Source organism: Halobacterium jilantaiense (genome assembly GCF_900110535.1).
Lineage (GTDB): Archaea > Halobacteriota > Halobacteria > Halobacteriales > Halobacteriaceae > Halobacterium > Halobacterium jilantaiense.
The window spans coordinates 653,769-672,656 of record NZ_FOJA01000001.1 but is presented as its reverse complement, the minus strand read 5'-3'; the positions used below and the strand labels follow the sequence as shown (position 1 = coordinate 672,656).

Sequence of the window (18,888 nt, the reverse complement as noted above, 5' to 3'; positions counted from 1 at the left end):
CAGACGATTGGTCCCCACGGGCGTAAGTCTGCCCCCTGCTCGCAGGTGCCGTGGGTTTTTGTCCAGCAGGGCACAACGCCCGGCCATGGCAGCGCGTCCACCGACGGGAGACGACGACGGAGACGCCGAGCCGGTCGTGTTCGGTATCGCCACCGTCGACAAGCACCTCCGCGATGCCGGGGTCTCGTTCCCCGCCACCGGGGAGGACGTGGTCGCTGCACTCGGCGACCCCGAGGTGAAGTGCGGGCCGAACGGCCCCACCGTCGCGCTCTCCGCGGTCGTCGAGCGCACGGGCCGCAGCGAGTTCGAGACGCGCCGCGAGTTCCTCGACGCCCTGTACCCCGAGTTCGAGCGCGAACGGACCCAGAGCGGCGGCATCGTCTCCTGGCTGCGGTCGCTGGTGTCCTGACCGCGGTCGCCGGGGGGCTTCGTCTCGGCGTCTCGTGATTCTGTCGAGTAGCGTGTCGTCCGTCCGCACCCGGAAGGCGCTGCTGGAAGCACAACCGGTCTCCGTCCGGGAGTGCGAGCAGGGGTATGCGCGACGCTAACCGAGAGTGGGTGTTCGCACAGCGCCCCGACGGCGAACCGGACATGGACAGCTTCGAACTCCGCGAATCGGACGTGCCCGAGCCGGAGTACGGCCAGTTGCTCGTTCGCGTGCGGTACCTCTCCGTCGACCCCTACATGCGCGGTCGGATGCGGGACGCCGAGTCGTACGCCGAGCCGTGGAGCGTCGGCGACGTGATGGCGGGCGCAGTCGTCGGCGAAGTCGTCGAGAGCCGAAGCGACGACTACGACGCGGGCGATGTCGTGACGGGCAACGGTACGTGGGGCGACTACAGCGTGCTCGACGCCGACAGCGTCGCCCCTGTCGACCCGTCGATTGCGGACCTCCCGGCGTACCTCGGCGTCCTCGGAATGCCGGGCCGCACGGCGTACTTCGGGCTGCTGGAGGTCGGCGAGCCGAAGCCCGGCGACACGGTGGTCGTGTCCGGCGCGGCGGGCGCGGTCGGCTCCGTCGTCGGCCAGATTGCGAAACTGAACGGCTGCCGCGTCGTCGGGTTCGCGGGCACCGACGAGAAGGTCGAGTGGCTCACCGACGACCTCGGCTTCGACGCCGCCGTCAACTACAAGCAGGTCGACGACTACGGCGCGGCGCTGGACGACGCGGCCCCCGGCGGCGTCGATGTCTACTTCGACAACGTCGGCGGCCCCATCACTGACGCCGTGTTCCCGCGGCTGAACGTGGACGCTCGCGTCGCCGTCTGCGGCCAGATTGCCCACTACAACGACGAGGGCGTTCCGACAGGCCCCCGGAAGCTCCCGCAGCTCATCGCGTCGCGGGCGAAAGTCAAGGGACTGCTGGTCGGCGACTACGTGACGCGCTTCGAGGAAGCCAGCGAGCAGCTCGGCGAGTGGGTCGCGACCGGCGAACTCGGCCACCGCGAGACGGTCGTGGAGGGGCTCGACAACGCACCCGACGCCTTCCTCGGGCTGTTCTCCGGCGACAACATCGGCAAGCAGGTCGTTCGCGTGTCGGACCCCGCCGACGACTGACGACAAACACAGCCGACCAGACACTGGCTGCGTCGGGCATCTACGAGAGGGCAGGGCCTGGAGACGCCGATCCTCGACGACCCACGAAGGCGGCTCTCGCGAGGGCTCGGAGCCGAACCCGAGCGGGCCGCATCGGTCACGCCGAGTTCGGGCGGGAACGCCGGAGTGGTTGTCGAGCCCTCAGAAGAACACCTTCAGAATTCCGTAGAGCGTCCCGGCTGCGAGCACGAGACCGATGACGACACCGGCTTCCACGCCTAAGTGTTTGCCACCGATGAACATGCCGAAGCTGAACGCGATTATCGTTGGGAGCGTTAGCAAGCTGAATTTCAGCTCCAGAGCCACCATCTCCGCGTAGTCGTCTAGCAATCCCATAGCGAGTCCGTCGCCTCGTCGTCTGATAAACCCCGACGGGCATTCTCGTGTGCGCGAAGCCGAGGGTCTGCCAGACAAGCGGGAGTTGAGCGGCCGAACAACGGCGTCGAGTGACTACTGCGGCGAGCGAATCCGCTCGACGGCCGCGAGGAAGCCGTCGCCGTACGTCTCCGCCAGAACTTCGCCGGCCGCCGCTTTGGCGTGTTCGTCGGCGTTCCCGACGGCGTAGGACTCCCCGACCGTCTCGAACAGTTCGACGTCGTTTGCGGAGTCGCCGACGGCCGCGAACTCGGCGACGTCGACGCCGAGGCGCTCGGCGACCGCGGGGAGCGCGTCGCCCTTGCTCATCCCGTCGCTCTTGACGTGGTACGCGAAGCCGGTGTCGACGACGTGGAGGCCGTGGCGCTCGGCAATCTCCGAGAGTACGTCCAGCGGCCTGTCGCGGCGGACGGCGAGTTCGGTCTCCCGCCAGCGGTTCGTCAGGTCGGCGTCGCCCCAGCCGAGGTCGTGGCCGGCGTCCTCGAACTCCGCGGCGACCTGGTCGGCGGCGCGGCGGTCCCCGAAGTAGACGAGTTCGTCGTCGACGTACGCGACGCCGCCGTTCTCGGCGACGACGCACTCCTCGACGCCGACGAACTGGCAGAGCGCGATGGGGTACGGCAGGGCCTTCCCGGTCGCAATCACGACCGGCGCGTCCCACTCGCGGAGCACGTCCATGACGCGGCTGTCGATGGAGCGGTCCTCGCGGCTGAGCGTGCCGTCGATGTCCACGGCCAGCGGCGGGTCTTCGGCCATACTCCGAGTCGTCGCCACGCGCCCTTAGGGGTTCTCAGTCCGCGGCGTCCGGCCGATACTCGCGGCTGATGGCCCGCCACTTCCCGGTGCCGAACCGGTAGTAGTTGACGACCGCGGGAACGCAGGTCTCCGCGAACAGCGAGAGGTAGACGCCGAGCATCCCGAGCTCTGTGGTCGCACCGAGATAGACCAGCGGGATGGCACCACCGAACATCCCCAGAATCCGGGAGTAGAACGGCCACCGGGTGTCGCCCGTGGCGTCGAGTGCGCCCGCAGCGGCGGCGCTGATGCCCTGCGGAATCACCGCGAGCGCGGCGACGTAGACGAGGTCGACGGCGATGGGAACGCTCGGGTCCGAGGGGGACTCCACGAACAGCACGACGATGTCGGTCGCGAACACCCCGACGACGGCCGCGAACAGGACGTAGGTCGCGACCGAGAACAGCGTGATTTCACGGCCGTAGGCGGCAGCGGTGTTCTCCTCGCCCTGCCCGAGTTCCTGGCCGACGAGGCTGGACGCGGCGAGTCCGAACCCCCAGCCGGGCGTGTTCATGATGCCGAAGATGCGGCGCGCGACGACGTAGGCGGCGACCACCGGTTCGCCGAGCAGCGCCATGAACGCGAGCAGCGGGAAGCGCGCCGCCGTCCAGACGGAGTTTCGGCCGACGACGGGCAGCCCGATTTCGACGACGTCCCGGCACTCCTCGCGCACCCAGTACGCGCCGAACGGCGAGACGGTGACGGGGAACGCGCCGACGAGCGGGAGGCCGCCGCGGGCCAGCCCGACGACGAACGCGCCCGTGACGACGACGTTGCTGACGACGGTGCCGAGGCCGGCACCGACCACGCCCATGCCGAGGCCGAAGATGAAGACGGCGTTCAGCCCGATGTTGATGACCGCGCCGCCGCCACGCAGCAGCATCGCGGTGTAGGCGTCGTCGGCTCCGATGAGCGCGCGGCTGCCGACGAGATTCAGGCCCGCGAACGGCACGCCGAACGCGAGCACGCGGAGGTAGTCCGCGCCGTACTGGGTGGACTGCTGGCTGTCGGTGAGCAGGCCGATGAGGAACTCGGGGTAGAGGTAGAACGCGGCGGCGACCGGGAGCGTGGCGGCGACAGTGAGCGCGGCGCTCGACCGGATGGCCTGCCCGAGCTCGTCGAACGCGTCCGCGCCGAAGCGCTGGGAGACGAGCGCGATGGTGCCGGCGGCGAGCCCGCCGCCGATGCTGAACGCCGCGCCCCAGTACGGTCCCGCGTACCCGACGCCGGCGATGGCGGTCGACCCCAGCGCGACGCCGACCATCGCCACGTCCGTCGCGCTCTTCGACATGCGCGCGACGCCAGTGACGATGCGCGGCCACGCCAGCTCGGAGGTCCGGCGTGCGCGCTCCTCGGAGATGAGTCCGAGCCGCGCGATGGCGACGCCGACCGCGCGAAGCAGCCAGCTGAACGGGTTGGGGACCACGAGTACGCCTTCGTCCGAGAGGGACGGACAAAAACGCAACCATTTCGGAACGAAACACCTCTAACGCGTTTCACCGTCGCTTCGCCGACCCCCGTCGGCTTCAGGCTCGCCAGCCGTGGTCCGAGTCGTTGAGGCGCTCGCAGCCGTCGGCCGTGACCACCACGAGGTCCTCGATGCGGACGCCGAACTCGCCGGAGAGGTAGACGCCCGGTTCTATCGAGAACACCATGCCTTCGTGCAGTTCTCGGTCGTTGTCCGAGACGATGTAGGGCTCTTCGTGGACCTCCAGGCCGACGCCGTGGCCGGTCCGGTGGACGAACTCGTCGCCATAGCCCGCCTCCTCGATGACGGACCGCGCGGCGGCGTCGACCTCGCCCGCGGTCACCCCGGGCTCGACCGCCTCGACGGCGGCCTGCTGGGCCTCCCGGACGACCTCGTGGACGCTCTCGAAGTCCGCCGCCGGGTCGCCGGCGAACACGACGGTCCGGGTCTGGTCGCTCGGGTAGCCGTCGACGCGCGTCCCGAAGTCACAGACCACGGGGTCGCCGGCCTCGATTTCGCGGTCGCCGTGCGTGTGGTGGGGCTTCGCGCCGTTCGGCCCGCTCCCCGTGATGACCTCGAAGGAGACGCCGGTGCCGCCGTGGGCGGCGAGGCGGTCGGCGACGAAGTCCGCGAGTTCGCGCTCGGTCATCCCGACGGCGTCCGCGCCGAGGCCCCGGACGTCGTCCATCGCGGCGTCGGCGGCCGCGCCGGAGCGCCGGAGCGCGTCGAGTTCGGCGTCGTCCTTCCGCACGCGCAGCGGCGCGAGTACCTCGTCGGCCAGCCCCCAGGTGGCGTCTGGCAGCGTCTCCCGCAGCGACTGCGTGAACCGCGCCCACATCGTCGGGTCGACCAGCAGTTCGCCCTCGTCCATATCGAGGTCGGCAGCCGCGTCCGCGACGAGCGACTCGGGGTCCTCGCTGTCCGTGTACGTGCGGACGTCCGCGACCCACGTCTCCTCCCGGAGCTGCTCCGCGTAGAGTGCGGGCGCGACGAACGCCGGGTCGCCCTCGCTGGGCACGAACAGCACGAGGTGGCGCTCCGACGGCGTCTCGTCGAAGCCGCCGAGGTAGGAGAGGTTCGGGCTCGGGAACAGGACGACGCCCGCCGCGCCGGCGTCCTGAAGTCGCCGCTGGCAGTCTCGCGTGCGTGTCTCGAAGACGCTCATACCACAGTCTCGCGTCGGTTCGCCTTCAATCCCACCGAGGCGGACGAGCCGAGGGGCTACTCCTCGTTTGGCTCCGGAATCTCGTCGGTCACGTCCTCGCCGTCCAGTTCCAGAACGTAGTCGGCGGCCGACGCGGGCGTGTAGAACTCCACGACCTCGCCGTCCACCTCGAAGGCGTCGCCGGCGTTGCTCCCCGTCGACCCGACGACCGTGACGGTGCCGTCGCCGTTGTCGACGACGCTGTCGCCGCTGTCGGCGGCCACGTCGTCGGTCTCGACGCCCTCGGCGTCGCCGTCCACGACGAACAGGTAGCTGAAGTCGTCGTCCGTCGTCGCCTGCACGACCAGCGTCCCGTCGCCCGGGGTCTCGCCATCCGTCTCCCGAGTCTCGTCGCGCTCTTCGTCCTGCCCGCGCTGCTCGGACTCGTCGCTCGGTCCGGACTGGCCGTCCTCGCTCTCCGGGCCGCTCGGTGCCGTCCCGTCCAGCGCGACAACGGTTCCGTCGCCCGTCACGGTCCCGGAGACTGTCCCGCTGTCCCCGTCCGCGCTCGCGCCGGCGACCTGCGCCCAGTCGGTGCCGTCGTACCGCCAGAGGCTGCTGTCGGCCGCGTCATCGACGGACAGCGTGGTCGTGACGCCGGACTCGACGCCCGACAGCGAGACGCCGTCCTCGCTCGCGAGCGGGCGCGGCGGCTCCGGGAGGTCGGTGGCGTCCGCGCGCTCGACGCCCACCGGCCCGGCGTCGAACGACACCGACGCCGCGTCGCCGAGGCGGAGGCGCTCCGCGACGAACGCGCTGGCGGACTCGGAGGGCTCGTGACCGACTGCCGGACCGCCGTTCCCGGTGGCCGTGACGTTCCGGAGCGCGTCCTCGTAGGACGGCACGCCGAAGACGCCCGCGTCGTCGTTGCCGGCGACCACGCCGTCACGGACGGTGTTCCCGAAGCTGTCCGAGAACCGGACGCCGGTCCCGCGGTTGTCGCCGACGCGGGCGTCGACGAGGACGTTGTCGCCGGTGTCAGTCGAGAAGTAGACGCCCGCCCCGCGGTCGGCGTCGCCGCCGTTCCCGGTGGCCGTGACGTTTCGGAGGGTGTTCTCTCGGGAGACGGTGAGCACCGACACGCCGTACTCCCCGTTCCCGGCTGCTGCCACGGTCCGAAGCGTCGAGTTCCGGGTCTCCCAGAGCGTCACGCCGTCGCCGTTGCCCGTCGCCGTGACGTTTCTGGCCGTGACGTTCTCGGCGTTCGACAGCCGCAGGCCCGCGCGCCGGTTCTCTCGAACCGCGATATCGGCCACTCGGAGGTCCGAGCCGCCGCCGTCGAGCGTGCCGAGCGCGACGCCGTCGGACCAGTTCGCCGCCGTGAGGTTCCGAACGGTGACGTTCGTCAGCGCGCCCTCGGCGGTGGCACTGGCGGTCTCGCCGCGGGCGACCAGCACGCCGGTGGCGCTGGCGTTCCTGCCGGCGACGGTGTGGCCGTTCCCGTCGAGGACGACGTCGCTCGCCGCGACGCGGATGCAGGCGTCCGCCGCGGTCCCTGACACGTCGCCGGCGAGCTCGTACGCGCCCGGCTCGTCGATGGTGCGACACGAGTCGACCTGTTCGGCCGGCTGCGTCGCGCCGAGAACGGACGGCGGGACGGAGACGGCACTCAGCGGGGCGACGACGACGAGCAACACGCCGACTGCCGCGACCACCTGGCCGCGACTGGTTGGACCGTGCATGACCTGTCATGACGGGGAAGAGGCACGTCGTCCTATCGTCCGTCTTGGGGCCGCGAACCGCCGGCTCCGGGGACCGAAGCGCCCGGCTGTCTGCCGGATAGTGACCGACTGTCGCCGACTGGTCGTCGTCTACTGCCCACGCTTATGCCCGTTGGCTCCCTACCCTCGACGATGAGTTTCACAGGACGAATCGGCGACGTGGTGGCGGACCGACCGCTCGCGCTCGTGGGCGTCGTGCTCGCGCTCGCTGGCGTCACGCACTTCGCGGCCTGGACCGAGGGTGCCGGTCCCGGCGGCCAGTTCGCCGACGCGCTCGGGCAGGGGAATCTCACGGGCGCGATGCCCGAACTGGCGACCTACGCGACCGTGCACCCGGCGTACGTCGCGGCGGCCGTGGTCGGCGTCGCGCTGGTGTTCGGCGGTGACTGACGACCGTCTATCGGTGGCCAGAGAACTGCCTTCTCGTAACAGCGAACTTACAGAAATTCGTTTGCGGGAACCATTATCCGGCGCGCTCACCACAGTTCGGGCATGAGCGGTTCAGAGCAGACGCCCGAGGCCGACCTGTCGGCGGCCGTCCCCGACCCCGAAGACGGACTGCCGCCGGCCGAGGCGTTCGCCCTCCTCGGGAACGAGACCCGAATCGACATCCTGCAGGCGCTCTGGCGCGCCCCCGAGCAGCCGGTGGCGTTCTCCGCGCTGCGCAAGCGCGTCGGCATGCGGGACTCCGCGCAGTTCAACTACCACCTCTCGAAGCTCACCGACCACTTCGTGCGCTCGACCGACGACGGCTACGAGTTCCAGTACGCCGGCGAGAAGGTCGTCCGCGCCATCCTCGCGGGCACCTTCACCGACCGAGTGAGCCTGGAATTCCCCGTCGACGGCGAGTGCTTCGACTGCGGCGCAGCCCTCGAAGGCCGGTACAGCGACGAGCGGCTCGGTGTCCGGTGTTCGGCCTGCGGGACGACCTACGGCCGGTACGCGTTCCCGCCGGGGGGCCTGCGGGACCGCACGGACGCCGAGGTCGCGAGCGCGTTCGACCAGCGCGTCCGCCACCTCCACTGCCTCGCCGCCGACGGCGTCTGCCCCGAGTGCGGCGGCCGGATGGCGACCGACATCACGCCCGACGACGAGGACCGCCTCGACCTCGACGTGCGCGTCGACCACACCTGCGAGCAGTGCCAGCACACCGTTTCCTCGCCCGTCGGCCTCTCGCTGCTCGACGACTCGACCGTCGTGGCGTTCCACGCGGACCACGGCGTCGACCTCACCAGCACCGTCCACTGGACGCTGCCGTGGTGCGTGACCGACGAGACGACCAGCTACGACCCCGACCGAGACCGGGCCGTGGTCGGCATCACGCTCGGCGACGAGACGCTGACGGTCACGCTCGACGGCGACCTCCGCGTCGTCGACACCGAACGCCGCTGTGGCTCTGACGGCGACCGCACCGCGACTGTCTGACTGGCCGGGCCGCCGGCACTGTCTGGTCGTCCCGTGCGCGTCGAGAACCGGGAAGAAGGCTTATTACTTACTAACCAGTAAGTAGAATTGTGAACCGAACGCTGTCACAGAAACGGCCGTGGCTGGCGGCACTGCTGTCGGTGCTCGCCACCGGACTCGGCCACCTCTACCTCCGCCGGTGGCGGCGCGCCCTCGGGTGGTTGGCGGTCGTACTCGGTGTGAGTTACTTCCTCGTCGACCCCGCGGCACTGGACGCCGCCGCATCGGGCGAGGCGTTCGACCTCGTCGAACTCCTGCCGGTCCTCGTCGTCACCTCGCTCAGCGTCGCCGACGCGTACCTGCTCGCGTACGTCCACAACGCTGTCGCCAAGGCCACCGTCACCCCCGACGGCGAACTCTCGCACTGTCCGAACTGCGGGAAAGAAGTGGACACGGACCTGGAGTTCTGCCACTGGTGTACGGCGGAACTACCGGACGAGGACGCGCACGCAGCGCCCCAACTCGACGACGAGTCTCGGTAACCCAGCCCGCTACCGGAGTACCGCGTCGACGTACTCGCTGGCGGTCTCTCTGGCGGTCTCCAGCGCCGACGGGTCGCCGAGGACGACCGCTCGCGTGCGTGCCCCGTCGACGATGGTCATCAGCGAGCGCGTCACCCGGTCGGCGTCGACGTCCCGGAACACGCCCTCGTCGATGCCGTGGTTGACGACCGCCTTCAGCATGAACCGGACGTACTCGTCGTTCTGGCGGAAGCGCTCCCGGAACGCCTCCTTGTACGGTGCCTGACTCCGCATCTCCAGCAGCGCGACCGAGAGGTCCTGGTTCGACTGGGGTTTGACGAGCAGTTCGTCCAGCAGCAGCGTCAGCCGTTCCTCGGGGTCGGTGGTCTCGACGTCCCGAATCGTCTCGACGAACTGGTCGAGGATGAAATCGAGGAACGCCGCCAGCAGGTCTTCTTTCGTGTCGTAGTGGTAGTGGATAGCCGCGGTCGACTTCCCGTACTCCTCGGCGATGCGCTTGACAGTCAGCTCGGCGTACCCGTGTTCGCGGAGCGCCCGGTAGGTGGCCCGCATCACCTCCGCTTCGGCCTCGGAGAACTCCTCGTTCGAGGGGTCGCCCATTGTGTACCGAGTTCGCCCGCGGTCAGATAACGGTTTTGAACGTGGTCAGTCCCCGCTCAAGTGTACGCGGCGTTCAGCCGCTTTCGTCGCCACAGCGCGCTCGAACGTCGAATCTACTCGGTTCCCGGAGCCAAAGGCTTTTGACTTACTAATCAGTAAGTAGACCAAGCACCGTCATGCACGACGACCCAGCGACCGACCTCCTCGACGCGACGTACCGGGCGCTCTGCCGGCACGGGTACGCCGACCTCACGCTCCGGGACGTGGCCGCGGAAGCGAACCGCAGCAAGGCGTCGATTCACTACCACTACGACGACCGCGAGACGCTGTTCGCTGCGCTCCTCGACCACCTCTACGACGAGTACACCGACCGCCTCGACGCGGCCGACGGACAGACGCCCATCGAACACATCCGGGCGCTGTTCGACGCGAGCGCCGCCGGCGACCGAGACGGACGCGACCGGGCGTTCTGCCTCGCGATGCTCGAAGTGAGCGCGCAAGCCCCGTACGACGCCGACGTCCGCGCCCAACTTCACCGGTTCGAGGACGCGCTCACCGCGCACGTCCGCGACGCCGTCGCCGACGGCGTCGACACCGGCGCGTTCGCCGACAGCGTCGACCCGGATGCCGCCGCCGACGCCCTCGTGACGGCGGCCGTCGGCGTCCACGCCCGCAGCACGGCCACCGACTGCTCCCGGGATCGCCTCACGGCGGCGACAGTCGAGTACGTCGAAGCCCACCTCACGGCCGACGACGCAACGGAGGCGGTCCACTGATGGGGCTCCGAAGCCGCGTCAGCGCGCTGTTCAAGGGCCCGGAGGAGTTCGACCTGACCTCGGGCGGCATCGGGAAGCCGCTGTTCTTCCTGGCGATGCCCATCGTCGTCACCAACCTCTTCCAGACCGCGTACAACCTCGCGGACACCTTCTGGCTAGGGCAGTACAGCACCGACGCGCTCGCCGCCATCAGCTTCGCGTTCCCGATGGTCTTCCTGCTCATCTCGCTGGGCATGGGCATCTCCGTCGCCGGCAGCGTCCTCGTCGCCCAGTACACGGGCGCTGGCGAGGAACGGAAAGCCGACCACGCAGCCTCCCAGACGGTGACGTTCTCCGTGCTGGCGTCGCTGCTGCTCGGCGGCGTCGGCTACGTCTTCGTCGAGGACTTCCTCTCGCTGATGGGGGCGAGCGCCGACGTCCTGCCGCTGGCGACGGACTACATGGAAGTCGTCTCGCTCGGGCTCGCGGCGATGTTCGGGTTCGCGGTGTTCGTCGCGCTGATGCGTGGCTACGGCGATACCATCACGCCGATGCTCGTGATGTTCGGCTCCGTCGTCCTGAACATCGTCATCGACCCGTTCCTCATCTTCGGGTGGACCGTCGTCGAGAACGCGCCGCTGGTCGGCACCGTCTCGTTCCCCGAACTCGGCATTCAGGGGGCCGCAATCGCCACCGTGTTCTCCCGCGCGGTGGCGCTAGTCGTCGGGCTCGTCGTCATGTTCCGGGGCACCCGCGGCGTCCAGCTCCGCCTCCGCGACATGGTGCCGGAGTTCGGCGCGCTCAAGCGAATCGCCCGCATCGGCCTCCCCGCCTCCATCGAGGGGACGGGGCGCGCGCTCTCGATGAACCTCCTGCTGTTCATCGTCGCCTCGTTCCCCGACCCCGTGGTCGCCGCCTACGGCATCGGCACGCGCGTGTTCTCGGTCGTCTTCCTGCCGGCGATCGCGGTCGCCCGGGGCGTCGAGACGATGACCGGGCAGAACATGGGGGCCGGCAAGCCGGAGCGGGCCGAACGCGCCGCCGGCCTCGCCGCGAAGGTGCTGTTCGCCGTGCTCGCCGTCGCCGGCCTCGTCGTGTTCGCGTACCCCGAGCCCATCGTGTCGGTGTTCGTCGGTGCCGGGCAGGCGGACACCGCCCGCGTCGTCGAGGTGGGCGCGCAGTTCCTCCGGTACGTCGCACTGACGTTCGGCTTCATCGGCATCATGCGGGCCTACACCGGGAGCTTCCGGGGTGCCGGCAAGACGCTGACGGCGGCCGCCATCTCGGTGTTCACGCTCGGCATCGTCCGGTTCCCGGTCGCGTGGCTCACCGCCGGGCCGCTCGGCGAGACCGGCATCTGGCTGTCGTTCGGCGTCTCGAACGTCGTCGGAGCGGTCGTCGCCTACGGCCTCTACCGCCGGGGGACGTGGCGGGACACCGACCTCACCGACGACGCCGGCGGGCCTGACATCGAATCGGGCGACACCGGCACCGAACAGCCGGCCGGGGGTGACTGATGACGGGACGCCCCCGCGGGGCGCTCGGGCGAGCAGCCGTCGACGACGGCGTCGCGGACGCGCTGGCCGACGCCAGCGGCGAGTGCCTGTCTGTCGCCCGGCGGTCCGTCGAGGACCTCGGCGACCGGTGGTACGGACGCCTCGTCGCGGTCAGCCACGACGCCGTGGCCGACCCCCCTCGCTCTGACGCCGTGCTGCCAGCGGCGGTCTCGGTGGAGCTGCTCCGGGGGTACTGCCGGCTGCGCGCCTCGCTCCTGGCGGACCGGCCGGACGACCGGACGACGCTCGATGCCACGAACCAGTCGGCCGCGCTGCTGGCCGGGGACTACCTCCACGCGATGGCGTTCCTCGAACTCCAGTCGCTGCCCCGGTCCGCCCCCGACGACGGAGTCACGGTCCTCACCGACGCCCTGGAGTCGATTCGCGCTGGCTTCAGTTCGGCGTTCGCCGGCCCAGTCGACTCCGACACCGGCCCGACCGCGCTCGTCGAGCAGACGGTCGGTAGCGTCGCCGACGCGGCGGTACGCCTCGGCGTCTCGCTGAGCGGTACCGACCACGACGCGGCCGACAGCCTCGCGGCGGCCGCTCGCGACTTCGCCACGGCCCGGGGGCTCAGGCAGTTCCGAGACGCGGTCCACCAGACGAGCGTCGAGTTCCCGTTCCGGGTCGACGACGCCGCACTCCGCGAGGCGGCCGACGACCGGCACGCGGAGGCCAGCCGCCGGCTCCGCGAACTCCGCACGGACATCGACGCCGAGGGCGTGCGACGCCTCGCGCGGGCGAGCGACCGGCACGCGGCGGCGAGCAGCCCGCAGCGATGACTGCGGCCACCGTCAGCCTGCCCGTCGGCTGGTCGACGCAGGCGTCGCGGGGGCGACGGGAGACGCTCTGCGCGGAGTTCGCGCGGTCCGCGGACGACCCGCTGCTAGTCCGGCTTCGCGGCGACTCGGCCGACGCCGAGGCCGCGAGCGGCGAAGATAACGGACCCGAGACGGGGGTCGTCTACCGCCTACTGCTCGTCGTGGCGTGCGACGCCGAGCAGACGTTCCTCGCGGACACGAGCCGGTCGCTCGACGCGGCGGTGGCCGCCACCGAGTCGCTCCTCGCGGCCGTCGACCGGTCGATTCGCGAGGGCGGCCTCGACCCCGCGGCTCCGGACCCCGACGCCGCCGCAGCGGTCGCTGGCCGGTTCAGGCACGGTCCGATCCGGTATTGTCTCCGGGCGCTGTCTGGACGGCTCTCGCAGTAGTCGGCGTGGTCCCGGCGAGTGCGGTCACGCCATCGCTTCGACGCGCTCGGCGAGGTGGTCGCCGAACGGCAGCGAACACGTTAGCCCCGGCGAGACGGCGTTCAGGACGTGGACGCCGCGGTCGTCGTCCTCGACGAACACCGGCTGCTTCACGAGGTCGCCGCCCCGGGAGACGACCTGCGCTCGGACGCCCGCGTAGCTCGGCGCGAGGTCGGATTCGGTGACAGCCGGAACGAGCTTTCTCGCCGCCGCCGCGAACCGCGCCTTCGAGAACGACGTGCCGAGTTCGGCGGCGGCGACCCGCAGCATCTTCGGGGAGGCGAACAGCCGCCAGAACCCCTCGTAGGAGAGCGCGTCGCGGAGGTCGTCGAGGTCCACGTCAGTGTTCTCGTAGGCCTCCCGGCCGAACGCGAGGACGGCGTTCGGGCCGACGATAACCGAGCCGTCCGTCCGGCGCGTGTAGTGGACGCCGAGGAACGGCAACTCTGGGTCCGGCGTCGGGTACACCATCGAGTTCACCAGGTCCCGGCGGTCCGGCGGAAGCTCGTAGTATTCGCCGCGGAACGGCACGACGTGGTACCGCTCGCCGACGCCGACCGAGTGCGCCAGCCGGTCGGCGTGCAGGCCCGCGGCGTTCACGACCACGCCGGCGTCGATGGTGCCCGAGTCCGTGCGAACGCTGTACCCGCCCGCGGTCCGGTCCAGCGACGCGACTTCGGTGTCGAGGTGGAGCGTGACGCCGCGCTCGCGGGCCTCCCGGGCGAGCGCGTAGACGTACTGCTGGGCGTCGACGGACGCCGCCTCGGGACAGTGCAGGGCCTCGCGACCGGCCGCGTGCGGCTCCAGTTCGCGGAGGCGCTCGCCGTCCACGACGGTCGCGTCGACGCCGTTCGCGTCGGCCTGCGCGGCGAGGTCGTCGAGCCGACGCACCTCGGCGTCGGAGCGCGCCGCGACGACCACGCCGACCTCCTCGCAGGGGACGCCGTGCTCGTCGCAGAACGCCTTCATCCGGCGCGTGCCCTCGACGGCGAACTCTGCTTTCCGGGTGCCGGGCTCGTAGTTGAACCCCGGGTGGAGGACACCCGAGTTCCGGCCGCTCTGGTGGGCCGCGAGGCGGTGTTCTTTCTCCACCAGCGCGACGTCGAGGTCGGTTCTCCCGGCGACGTGGTAGGCCGTCGAGACGCCGACACAGCCGCCGCCGACGACCACGACGTCGTGTTCCATGGTCGCCGTGTCGCACGCCGGCGTGGAGTACGTTACGGACCACGGAGTTGTTATACTCGGTTGTAAACAAGGAAACTGTTTCCGGTAGCCAGAGCCGTTTACGTCAGTCGCCCGAACCAAAGATGGCGGCTGTCAGAGGCACGCCGGCGCGAGCGGACGGACGGCCTTTTCCCCACGCCCGCGCTATCACGGAGTATGCAGACCACGACGGCCGGTCAACACCGGGTACTCGGTGACGCGCCCGACCGCGACGGCTTCCTGTTGCTGGACCGCGCCGACCACGAGCCAGTACGGGTCGCCGCCGACGGCTACGACGGCGACCTCGCCGACGCTGTCGCCGCGCTCCGACCCGGCTACCTCGTCGACGCGACACTCGTCTGGGACGACGGCGACGCGCGATTCGAGTCCGTGGACGTCCAGAAGCGCACGCTGTTCACGTTCGCCCGGGGCGTCTCCGGGCTCTTCGAGGCCGCGCTGGAGACGATGGAGGAAGCCCACCAGGAGGGCCTCGGCGTCACCGGTCGCCCGACGTTCAGCACCGACAACGAGCCGAACGGCGCGGTCTACGCGTTCGCCCAGCAGCCCGGCGAGCGCGACGTTTTCGACGAGATACGGACGGGTGCGCTCCCCGTCGAGCCGCTGATAGACCGGCTCGACGAGGAGGACGACGACGCCCACGAGGTGTTCGTCTTCGACCCCATCGACCACGACTTCGTCGTCGTCTACCTCGTGCTCCACCGGGACTCCGTGCTCGCGGACACCGTCCGAGACACGTACGACTGCCCGCGTCCCGCGGAAGTCGACCTGGAGACGAGCTGACGCCGCCGACTAGTTCTCGTTCCCTTCTGCGAGCCGGACGAGGTCAGCGAGCGTCCGGAGGACGGGCGCATCGACGCCGTGCTCGCGCGCCCGAGCAGCGAGCGCGCCGTGCAGCGCCTCGACCTCGGTCCGGGAGCCGCGGTCGAGGTCCTGGCGCATCGAGGAGTGATTCGACGCCGTCCGCCGCGCCACCGACCGGGTCTGCTCGACGACGTCCCCGGGAACGTCGACGCCCTCGGCCCGCGCCACGGCGACACCCTCGGTGACGGCGCGCTCCAGCAGCCGCTCGCCCGCTTCGTCCCCGACGAGCGCGCCGTTCGGCACGCGAGCGAGCGCCGTCGCCGCGTTGATGCCGGCGTTCACCAGCACCTTCGTCCAGACCGCGCGCTCCGGGTCGTCGGTCACCGACGCGTCCAGACCGGCCGCCGAGAGCGCGTCGGCGACTCGGCGCACGAACGCGTCGGTCGCGCCGGCGTACCGGCCGACGGTCGTCTCGCCCTCGCCCGCGTGCCGGACGACCCCGGGCGCTTCGAGGACGGCACCGTGGGTCGTCGTCCCCGCGAGGACGGCGGCGTCCCCGACGGACTCGGCGAGCGCCTCGGCGTTCCCGAGGCCGTTCTGGAGAGTCAGGACCGCGCCCCCGGTCAGGTGGCCCGCGAGCGCCTCGGCGGCCGTGTCCGTGTCGTAGCTCTTCACGCAGACGACCACGAGGTCGGCGTCCGCCGCGGCCGCCGGGTCCGTCGCGGTGGCCGGACGGGTCGTCGTCTCGCCGCCGTCCGGGTGTTCGACGACCAGCCCCTCGGCAGCGACCCGCTCCAAGTGGTCGCCCGGTCGCCCGAGCAGCGTCACGTCCTCGCCGGCCGCGGCGAGCAGCCCACCGACCAGCGACCCCAGCGACCCCGACCCCTGTACCACCACGTGCATGCCCCGGCCTACGCCAGCCCGCACAAATAGTGGTGGGGTCGTGGAGGCCGGCGCGCGGGCGACGGCAGCCGTCTGGACGGCTCCCCGAGACGACACCAGAAGGCTCGCCGCGAGCGCGGTAACGCTTTTCCCCCCGTAGAGCCTCCCACCGGGCATGCCTCAGGGGGACGACCGCGACGGGGACCGCGGCCAGATGCTGCTCGTCGCGGCGCTCGGCCTCGCCGTCGCGTTCGTCGCGCTCGCGCTCGTCCTCAACGCCGTCGTGTTCACGGAGAACCTCGCTACGCGGAACCCCGACGCCGCCGACGACGCGCTCGCCTTCGAGGGCGCGGTCACCGAGGGCGTCGGCGGCCTCCTCGCCGAGACGAACCGGCACAACGACACCGACTACGCCACGCTGGACGATGCGCTCCGGGCCGGCGTCGTCGCGTGGGACGCGAACGCCAGCCGCCTCACTGCCGCGGACGGAACGGTGACCGCCGTCGAACTGCGTGCCGCGACCAACGGCACCCGCATCGTTCAGGAGACTGCGGGAGCGTTCACCGCCGACGACGGTGCCACCGCGTGGATGGTCGCTGGCGACGTCTCCGGCGTCCGTCGGTTCGTCGTGGTCGCCGACCCTGCCTCGACCTCACCGGTGTCGGTCAACGTCTCGGACGGCGACGGCGACTACTGGCGCGTCGACGTGGCCGACGACGGCTCCGGCGACGCCACCGTCACCGTCACCGAGAACGGCAGCACCGTCACTATCCCCCACGACGACGCTACCGTCGCCGTCGACCTCACCGAGGGGACGGTGAACGGGTCGGACGCCGGCGTCACGTTCGCCGCCGGCGTCGACGCCCCCTTCGACGTGACCGTCAGCGACGGCGACCGGGCGACCGGCCGCTACCAGCTGTTCGTCGACCGCGAACTCGGAGCCTTCGCGACGGACGCCCCGACCACGCGGCCCGCCATCTACCGTGCCACCGTCGACGTCACGGTCCACCGGTCGTCGGTGACCTACGAGTCCCCGGTCGCGCTCGCGCCCGAGGACGCACCCGGCAACGACACGCTCACCCAGTGAGCGCACCGACCGACTTTTAGCGTGGGCCGACGCCGTTCCCGTATGCCGAACACGCGCACCTTCGTCGCGAGCGTGCTCGCCCTCTGGGCCGTCGCGCTCGCCACCGCCGTCGTCACGTGGCCGCTGGACGCGACGCTCGCGCTGTTCGTCGGCGGCGCAGCAGTCGCGTACGCCGCGGAACTCGTCGTGATTCAGCTCGGCTGGCTGGAACACCACGTCGGTCCGAAGCTGCTCGGCGTGCCGCTGTACGTGCTCGCCGGCTGGACCGGCACCGTCTACGTCGCCTACCGGTTCGCGCTGCTCGCGGTCGAGGGCTGGCTCGCGGTCGCACTCGCTGCCGTGCTCGCGACCGGCTACGACGTCGCCGCCGACCCCAAGGGCGTCGCGGACGGCCACTGGACGTACCACACCGACCTCGGCGGGCCGGCCTACCGGGGTGTCCCCTGGTGGAACTTCGCCGGCTGGCTCGCCGTCGCCGGCGCGACCGCTGGACTGGCGTCGCTGTTCCTCTGAGAGCGTCCGCGAAGCGTCGGCCGCGCGTCAGGCCGAGATGACGACCGCGTCGCCGTCGTCCTCGACAGTCACGTCGTAGCCGAACTCCCCGAGCAGGTCGACAACCGTCTCCACGTGTGTCGTCACCTCGGGCGCACGCACCTCGCCGCCGGCGACCGCGAGAATCGGGACGAGCTGGTCTGCGAGGTGGCCGTCGACCGCGGCGTCGCCGTCCTCGAACTCGGCGAACGCCTCGGCGGCCGCCTCACCGACTTCCTCGGCGGACGTCGTGCGGTCGCCGAGACCCGTGAAGCCCGCGCGGGACTGCTCGTACTCCGCGGCGAGCACGACGGCCGACCCGACCGAGTCCGCCTCTGCGTACTCGATTTCGTGAGTCGCGTCCGGCGCGGCCGCCTCGGCCTGCCGCTCCGCGACGTCGTCTTCGGCCAGCGACGCCTCCGCCACGGAGTACGCGGTCAGGGACTCGCGAGCGCCGCGCTCCGTGAGCGAGAGCGGGGCGAACTCCGAGGGATGGACCGTCAACGTCGCCTCGCCGCCGCCGCGCGGATAGAACCCGCGGCGGTCGACCGAGACCTCGGCTTCGAGGCCGTGCTCGCGGAGCAGCGGCAGCTTCACGTGCCGGAAGTAGTCGAACGGCGGAGCCCACTTCGCGTCCGTCCCGCCCGTGAGCGACGCCTCGATCGGCTCCTCGAGGGCGGTCGCCACCGGCAGCAGCGCGTCGAACACCAGCGGGACGGAGCCCGCCGTTCCGACCTCGACGCTCGTCGACCCGCCGAGTACTGGCTCCTCCTCGTCGGCCTCTTCGGCTGCCACACGCGGCTCGAATGTGAACGCCTCCGAGCCGACTTCGACTCCCTCTGTCGCTGCGTCACAGATGTCGGCGACGGCCTCAATAGCGGCGCAGTGCTGGGCCTGCAGCCCGGGGTTCGACCGGGCGCGCCGCACGTACCGCATCCGGAAGGGCTCTCCGGAGACCGCCGCGCACGACAGCGCCGTGCGGACGAGTTGACCGCCACCGGAACTCCCGTCGAGAACGTGCATACCTACACCAGGGACTGGACCAGTCAAAAGGGTGTCCGTCCGCGTCGCCACAGTTAGGGTGGTCGGCCGAGACAC

General features: G+C 70.9%; 21 protein-coding genes. 12 read left to right on the top strand and 9 right to left on the bottom strand.

Annotated elements, in window-relative coordinates; all coding sequences use genetic code 11:
- The first annotated feature begins 85 nt into the window (after positions 1–85).
- A complete protein-coding gene (locus BMW35_RS03515) occupies positions 86–409 on the top strand; it encodes a DUF5789 family protein (protein ID WP_089668018.1) in 324 nt (107 codons plus the stop codon).
- 125 nt (positions 410–534) lie between these two features.
- Entirely contained in the window at positions 535–1,557 is a 1,023-nt protein-coding gene (locus tag BMW35_RS03510; RefSeq protein WP_089668017.1) for an NADP-dependent oxidoreductase, read from the top strand.
- 180 nt (positions 1,558–1,737) lie between these two features.
- Here the strand turns inward: BMW35_RS03510 and BMW35_RS03505 are convergent, their stop codons facing one another.
- The 5 genes from BMW35_RS03505 to BMW35_RS03485 all read right to left on the bottom strand — a co-directional run bounded on the left by BMW35_RS03505 (position 1,738) and on the right by BMW35_RS03485 (position 7,120).
- Positions 1,738–1,932: a hypothetical protein gene (locus tag BMW35_RS03505; RefSeq protein WP_089668016.1), complete on the bottom strand. Its 195-nt coding sequence runs from the start codon at positions 1,930–1,932 to the stop codon at positions 1,738–1,740.
- Between the two features lie 114 nt (positions 1,933–2,046).
- Entirely contained in the window at positions 2,047–2,727 is a 681-nt protein-coding gene (locus BMW35_RS03500; protein WP_089668015.1) for a phosphoglycolate phosphatase, read from the bottom strand.
- A 34-nt stretch (positions 2,728–2,761) separates the two neighbouring features.
- On the bottom strand, positions 2,762–4,192 hold the full coding sequence (locus BMW35_RS03495) for an MATE family efflux transporter (RefSeq protein ID WP_245708125.1): 1,431 nt from the start codon (positions 4,190–4,192) through the stop codon (positions 2,762–2,764).
- A 100-nt stretch (positions 4,193–4,292) separates the two neighbouring features.
- A complete protein-coding gene (locus BMW35_RS03490) occupies positions 4,293–5,399 on the bottom strand; it encodes a M24 family metallopeptidase (RefSeq protein ID WP_089668013.1) in 1,107 nt (368 codons plus the stop codon).
- 56 nt (positions 5,400–5,455) lie between these two features.
- Positions 5,456–7,120, bottom strand: a complete 1,665-nt coding sequence (locus BMW35_RS03485) for a right-handed parallel beta-helix repeat-containing protein (RefSeq protein ID WP_089668012.1) — start codon at positions 7,118–7,120, stop codon at positions 5,456–5,458.
- A gap of 171 nt (positions 7,121–7,291) precedes the next feature.
- On the opposite strand from BMW35_RS03485, the gene BMW35_RS03480 reads away from it, so the two are divergent.
- The 3 genes from BMW35_RS03480 to BMW35_RS03470 all read left to right on the top strand — a co-directional run bounded on the left by BMW35_RS03480 (position 7,292) and on the right by BMW35_RS03470 (position 9,105).
- Complete coding sequence (locus BMW35_RS03480; RefSeq protein WP_089668011.1) at positions 7,292–7,549, top strand: hypothetical protein; 258 nt, start codon at positions 7,292–7,294, stop codon at positions 7,547–7,549.
- A 102-nt stretch (positions 7,550–7,651) separates the two neighbouring features.
- Positions 7,652–8,584 carry a winged helix-turn-helix domain-containing protein gene (locus BMW35_RS03475; RefSeq protein ID WP_089668010.1) on the top strand — a complete coding sequence of 311 codons (933 nt, stop codon included), beginning with the start codon at positions 7,652–7,654 and terminating at the stop codon, positions 8,582–8,584.
- An 89-nt stretch (positions 8,585–8,673) separates the two neighbouring features.
- Positions 8,674–9,105, top strand: a complete 432-nt coding sequence (locus BMW35_RS03470; protein ID WP_089668009.1) for a zinc ribbon domain-containing protein — start codon at positions 8,674–8,676, stop codon at positions 9,103–9,105.
- Positions 9,106–9,114: 9 nt separating this feature from the next.
- On the opposite strand, the gene BMW35_RS03465 is transcribed toward BMW35_RS03470, so the two are convergent.
- Positions 9,115–9,705, bottom strand: a complete 591-nt coding sequence (locus tag BMW35_RS03465; protein ID WP_089668008.1) for a TetR/AcrR family transcriptional regulator — start codon at positions 9,703–9,705, stop codon at positions 9,115–9,117.
- Positions 9,706–9,881: 176 nt separating this feature from the next.
- Here BMW35_RS03465 and BMW35_RS03460 point away from each other — a divergent pair, with 176 nt between their 5' ends.
- From BMW35_RS03460 to BMW35_RS03445, 4 genes are read left to right on the top strand one after another with little or no spacing between them, the layout of a single operon-like run.
- Entirely contained in the window at positions 9,882–10,481 is a 600-nt protein-coding gene (locus tag BMW35_RS03460) for a TetR/AcrR family transcriptional regulator (RefSeq protein WP_089668007.1), read from the top strand.
- Complete coding sequence (locus BMW35_RS03455; RefSeq protein ID WP_089668006.1) at positions 10,481–11,977, top strand: MATE family efflux transporter; 1,497 nt, start codon at positions 10,481–10,483, stop codon at positions 11,975–11,977. Before BMW35_RS03460 ends, BMW35_RS03455 begins: the two co-directional genes overlap by 1 nt.
- Positions 11,977–12,798, top strand: a complete 822-nt coding sequence (locus tag BMW35_RS03450) for a hypothetical protein (protein WP_089668005.1) — start codon at positions 11,977–11,979, stop codon at positions 12,796–12,798. The genes BMW35_RS03455 and BMW35_RS03450 overlap by 1 nt, the downstream gene beginning before the upstream one ends.
- On the top strand, positions 12,795–13,226 hold the full coding sequence (locus tag BMW35_RS03445) for a hypothetical protein (protein ID WP_089668004.1): 432 nt from the start codon (positions 12,795–12,797) through the stop codon (positions 13,224–13,226). Before BMW35_RS03450 ends, BMW35_RS03445 begins: the two co-directional genes overlap by 4 nt.
- A 24-nt stretch (positions 13,227–13,250) precedes the next feature.
- Here BMW35_RS03445 and lhgO read toward each other — a convergent pair whose 3' ends face one another.
- Complete coding sequence (gene lhgO, locus BMW35_RS03440; protein ID WP_089668003.1) at positions 13,251–14,450, bottom strand: L-2-hydroxyglutarate oxidase; 1,200 nt, start codon at positions 14,448–14,450, stop codon at positions 13,251–13,253.
- A 195-nt stretch (positions 14,451–14,645) separates the two neighbouring features.
- On the opposite strand from lhgO, the gene BMW35_RS03435 reads away from it, so the two are divergent.
- Positions 14,646–15,269 carry a DUF6663 family protein gene (locus BMW35_RS03435; RefSeq protein ID WP_089668002.1) on the top strand — a complete coding sequence of 208 codons (624 nt, stop codon included), beginning with the start codon at positions 14,646–14,648 and terminating at the stop codon, positions 15,267–15,269.
- Between the two features lie 9 nt (positions 15,270–15,278).
- On the opposite strand, the gene BMW35_RS03430 is transcribed toward BMW35_RS03435, so the two are convergent.
- Positions 15,279–16,193: a ketopantoate reductase family protein gene (locus tag BMW35_RS03430; protein ID WP_089668001.1), complete on the bottom strand. Its 915-nt coding sequence runs from the start codon at positions 16,191–16,193 to the stop codon at positions 15,279–15,281.
- A 154-nt stretch (positions 16,194–16,347) separates the two neighbouring features.
- Here BMW35_RS03430 and BMW35_RS03425 point away from each other — a divergent pair, with 154 nt between their 5' ends.
- Together BMW35_RS03425 and BMW35_RS03420 are read left to right on the top strand one after the other, a co-directional pair.
- The gene (locus tag BMW35_RS03425) at positions 16,348–17,259 is read left to right on the top strand and encodes a DUF7261 family protein (RefSeq protein WP_089668000.1); all 912 of its coding nucleotides are present in this window, start codon (positions 16,348–16,350) and stop codon (positions 17,257–17,259) included.
- 42 nt (positions 17,260–17,301) lie between these two features.
- Positions 17,302–17,772 (top strand): carotenoid biosynthesis protein, encoded by a 471-nt coding sequence (locus BMW35_RS03420; protein ID WP_089667999.1) that lies wholly within the window; start codon positions 17,302–17,304, stop codon positions 17,770–17,772.
- Positions 17,773–17,799: 27 nt separating this feature from the next.
- On the opposite strand, the gene rtcA is transcribed toward BMW35_RS03420, so the two are convergent.
- Positions 17,800–18,813, bottom strand: coding sequence for an RNA 3'-terminal phosphate cyclase (gene rtcA / locus BMW35_RS03415; protein WP_089667998.1), 1,014 nt, complete (start codon positions 18,811–18,813; stop codon positions 17,800–17,802).
- Between the last annotated feature and the right edge of the window lie 75 nt (positions 18,814–18,888).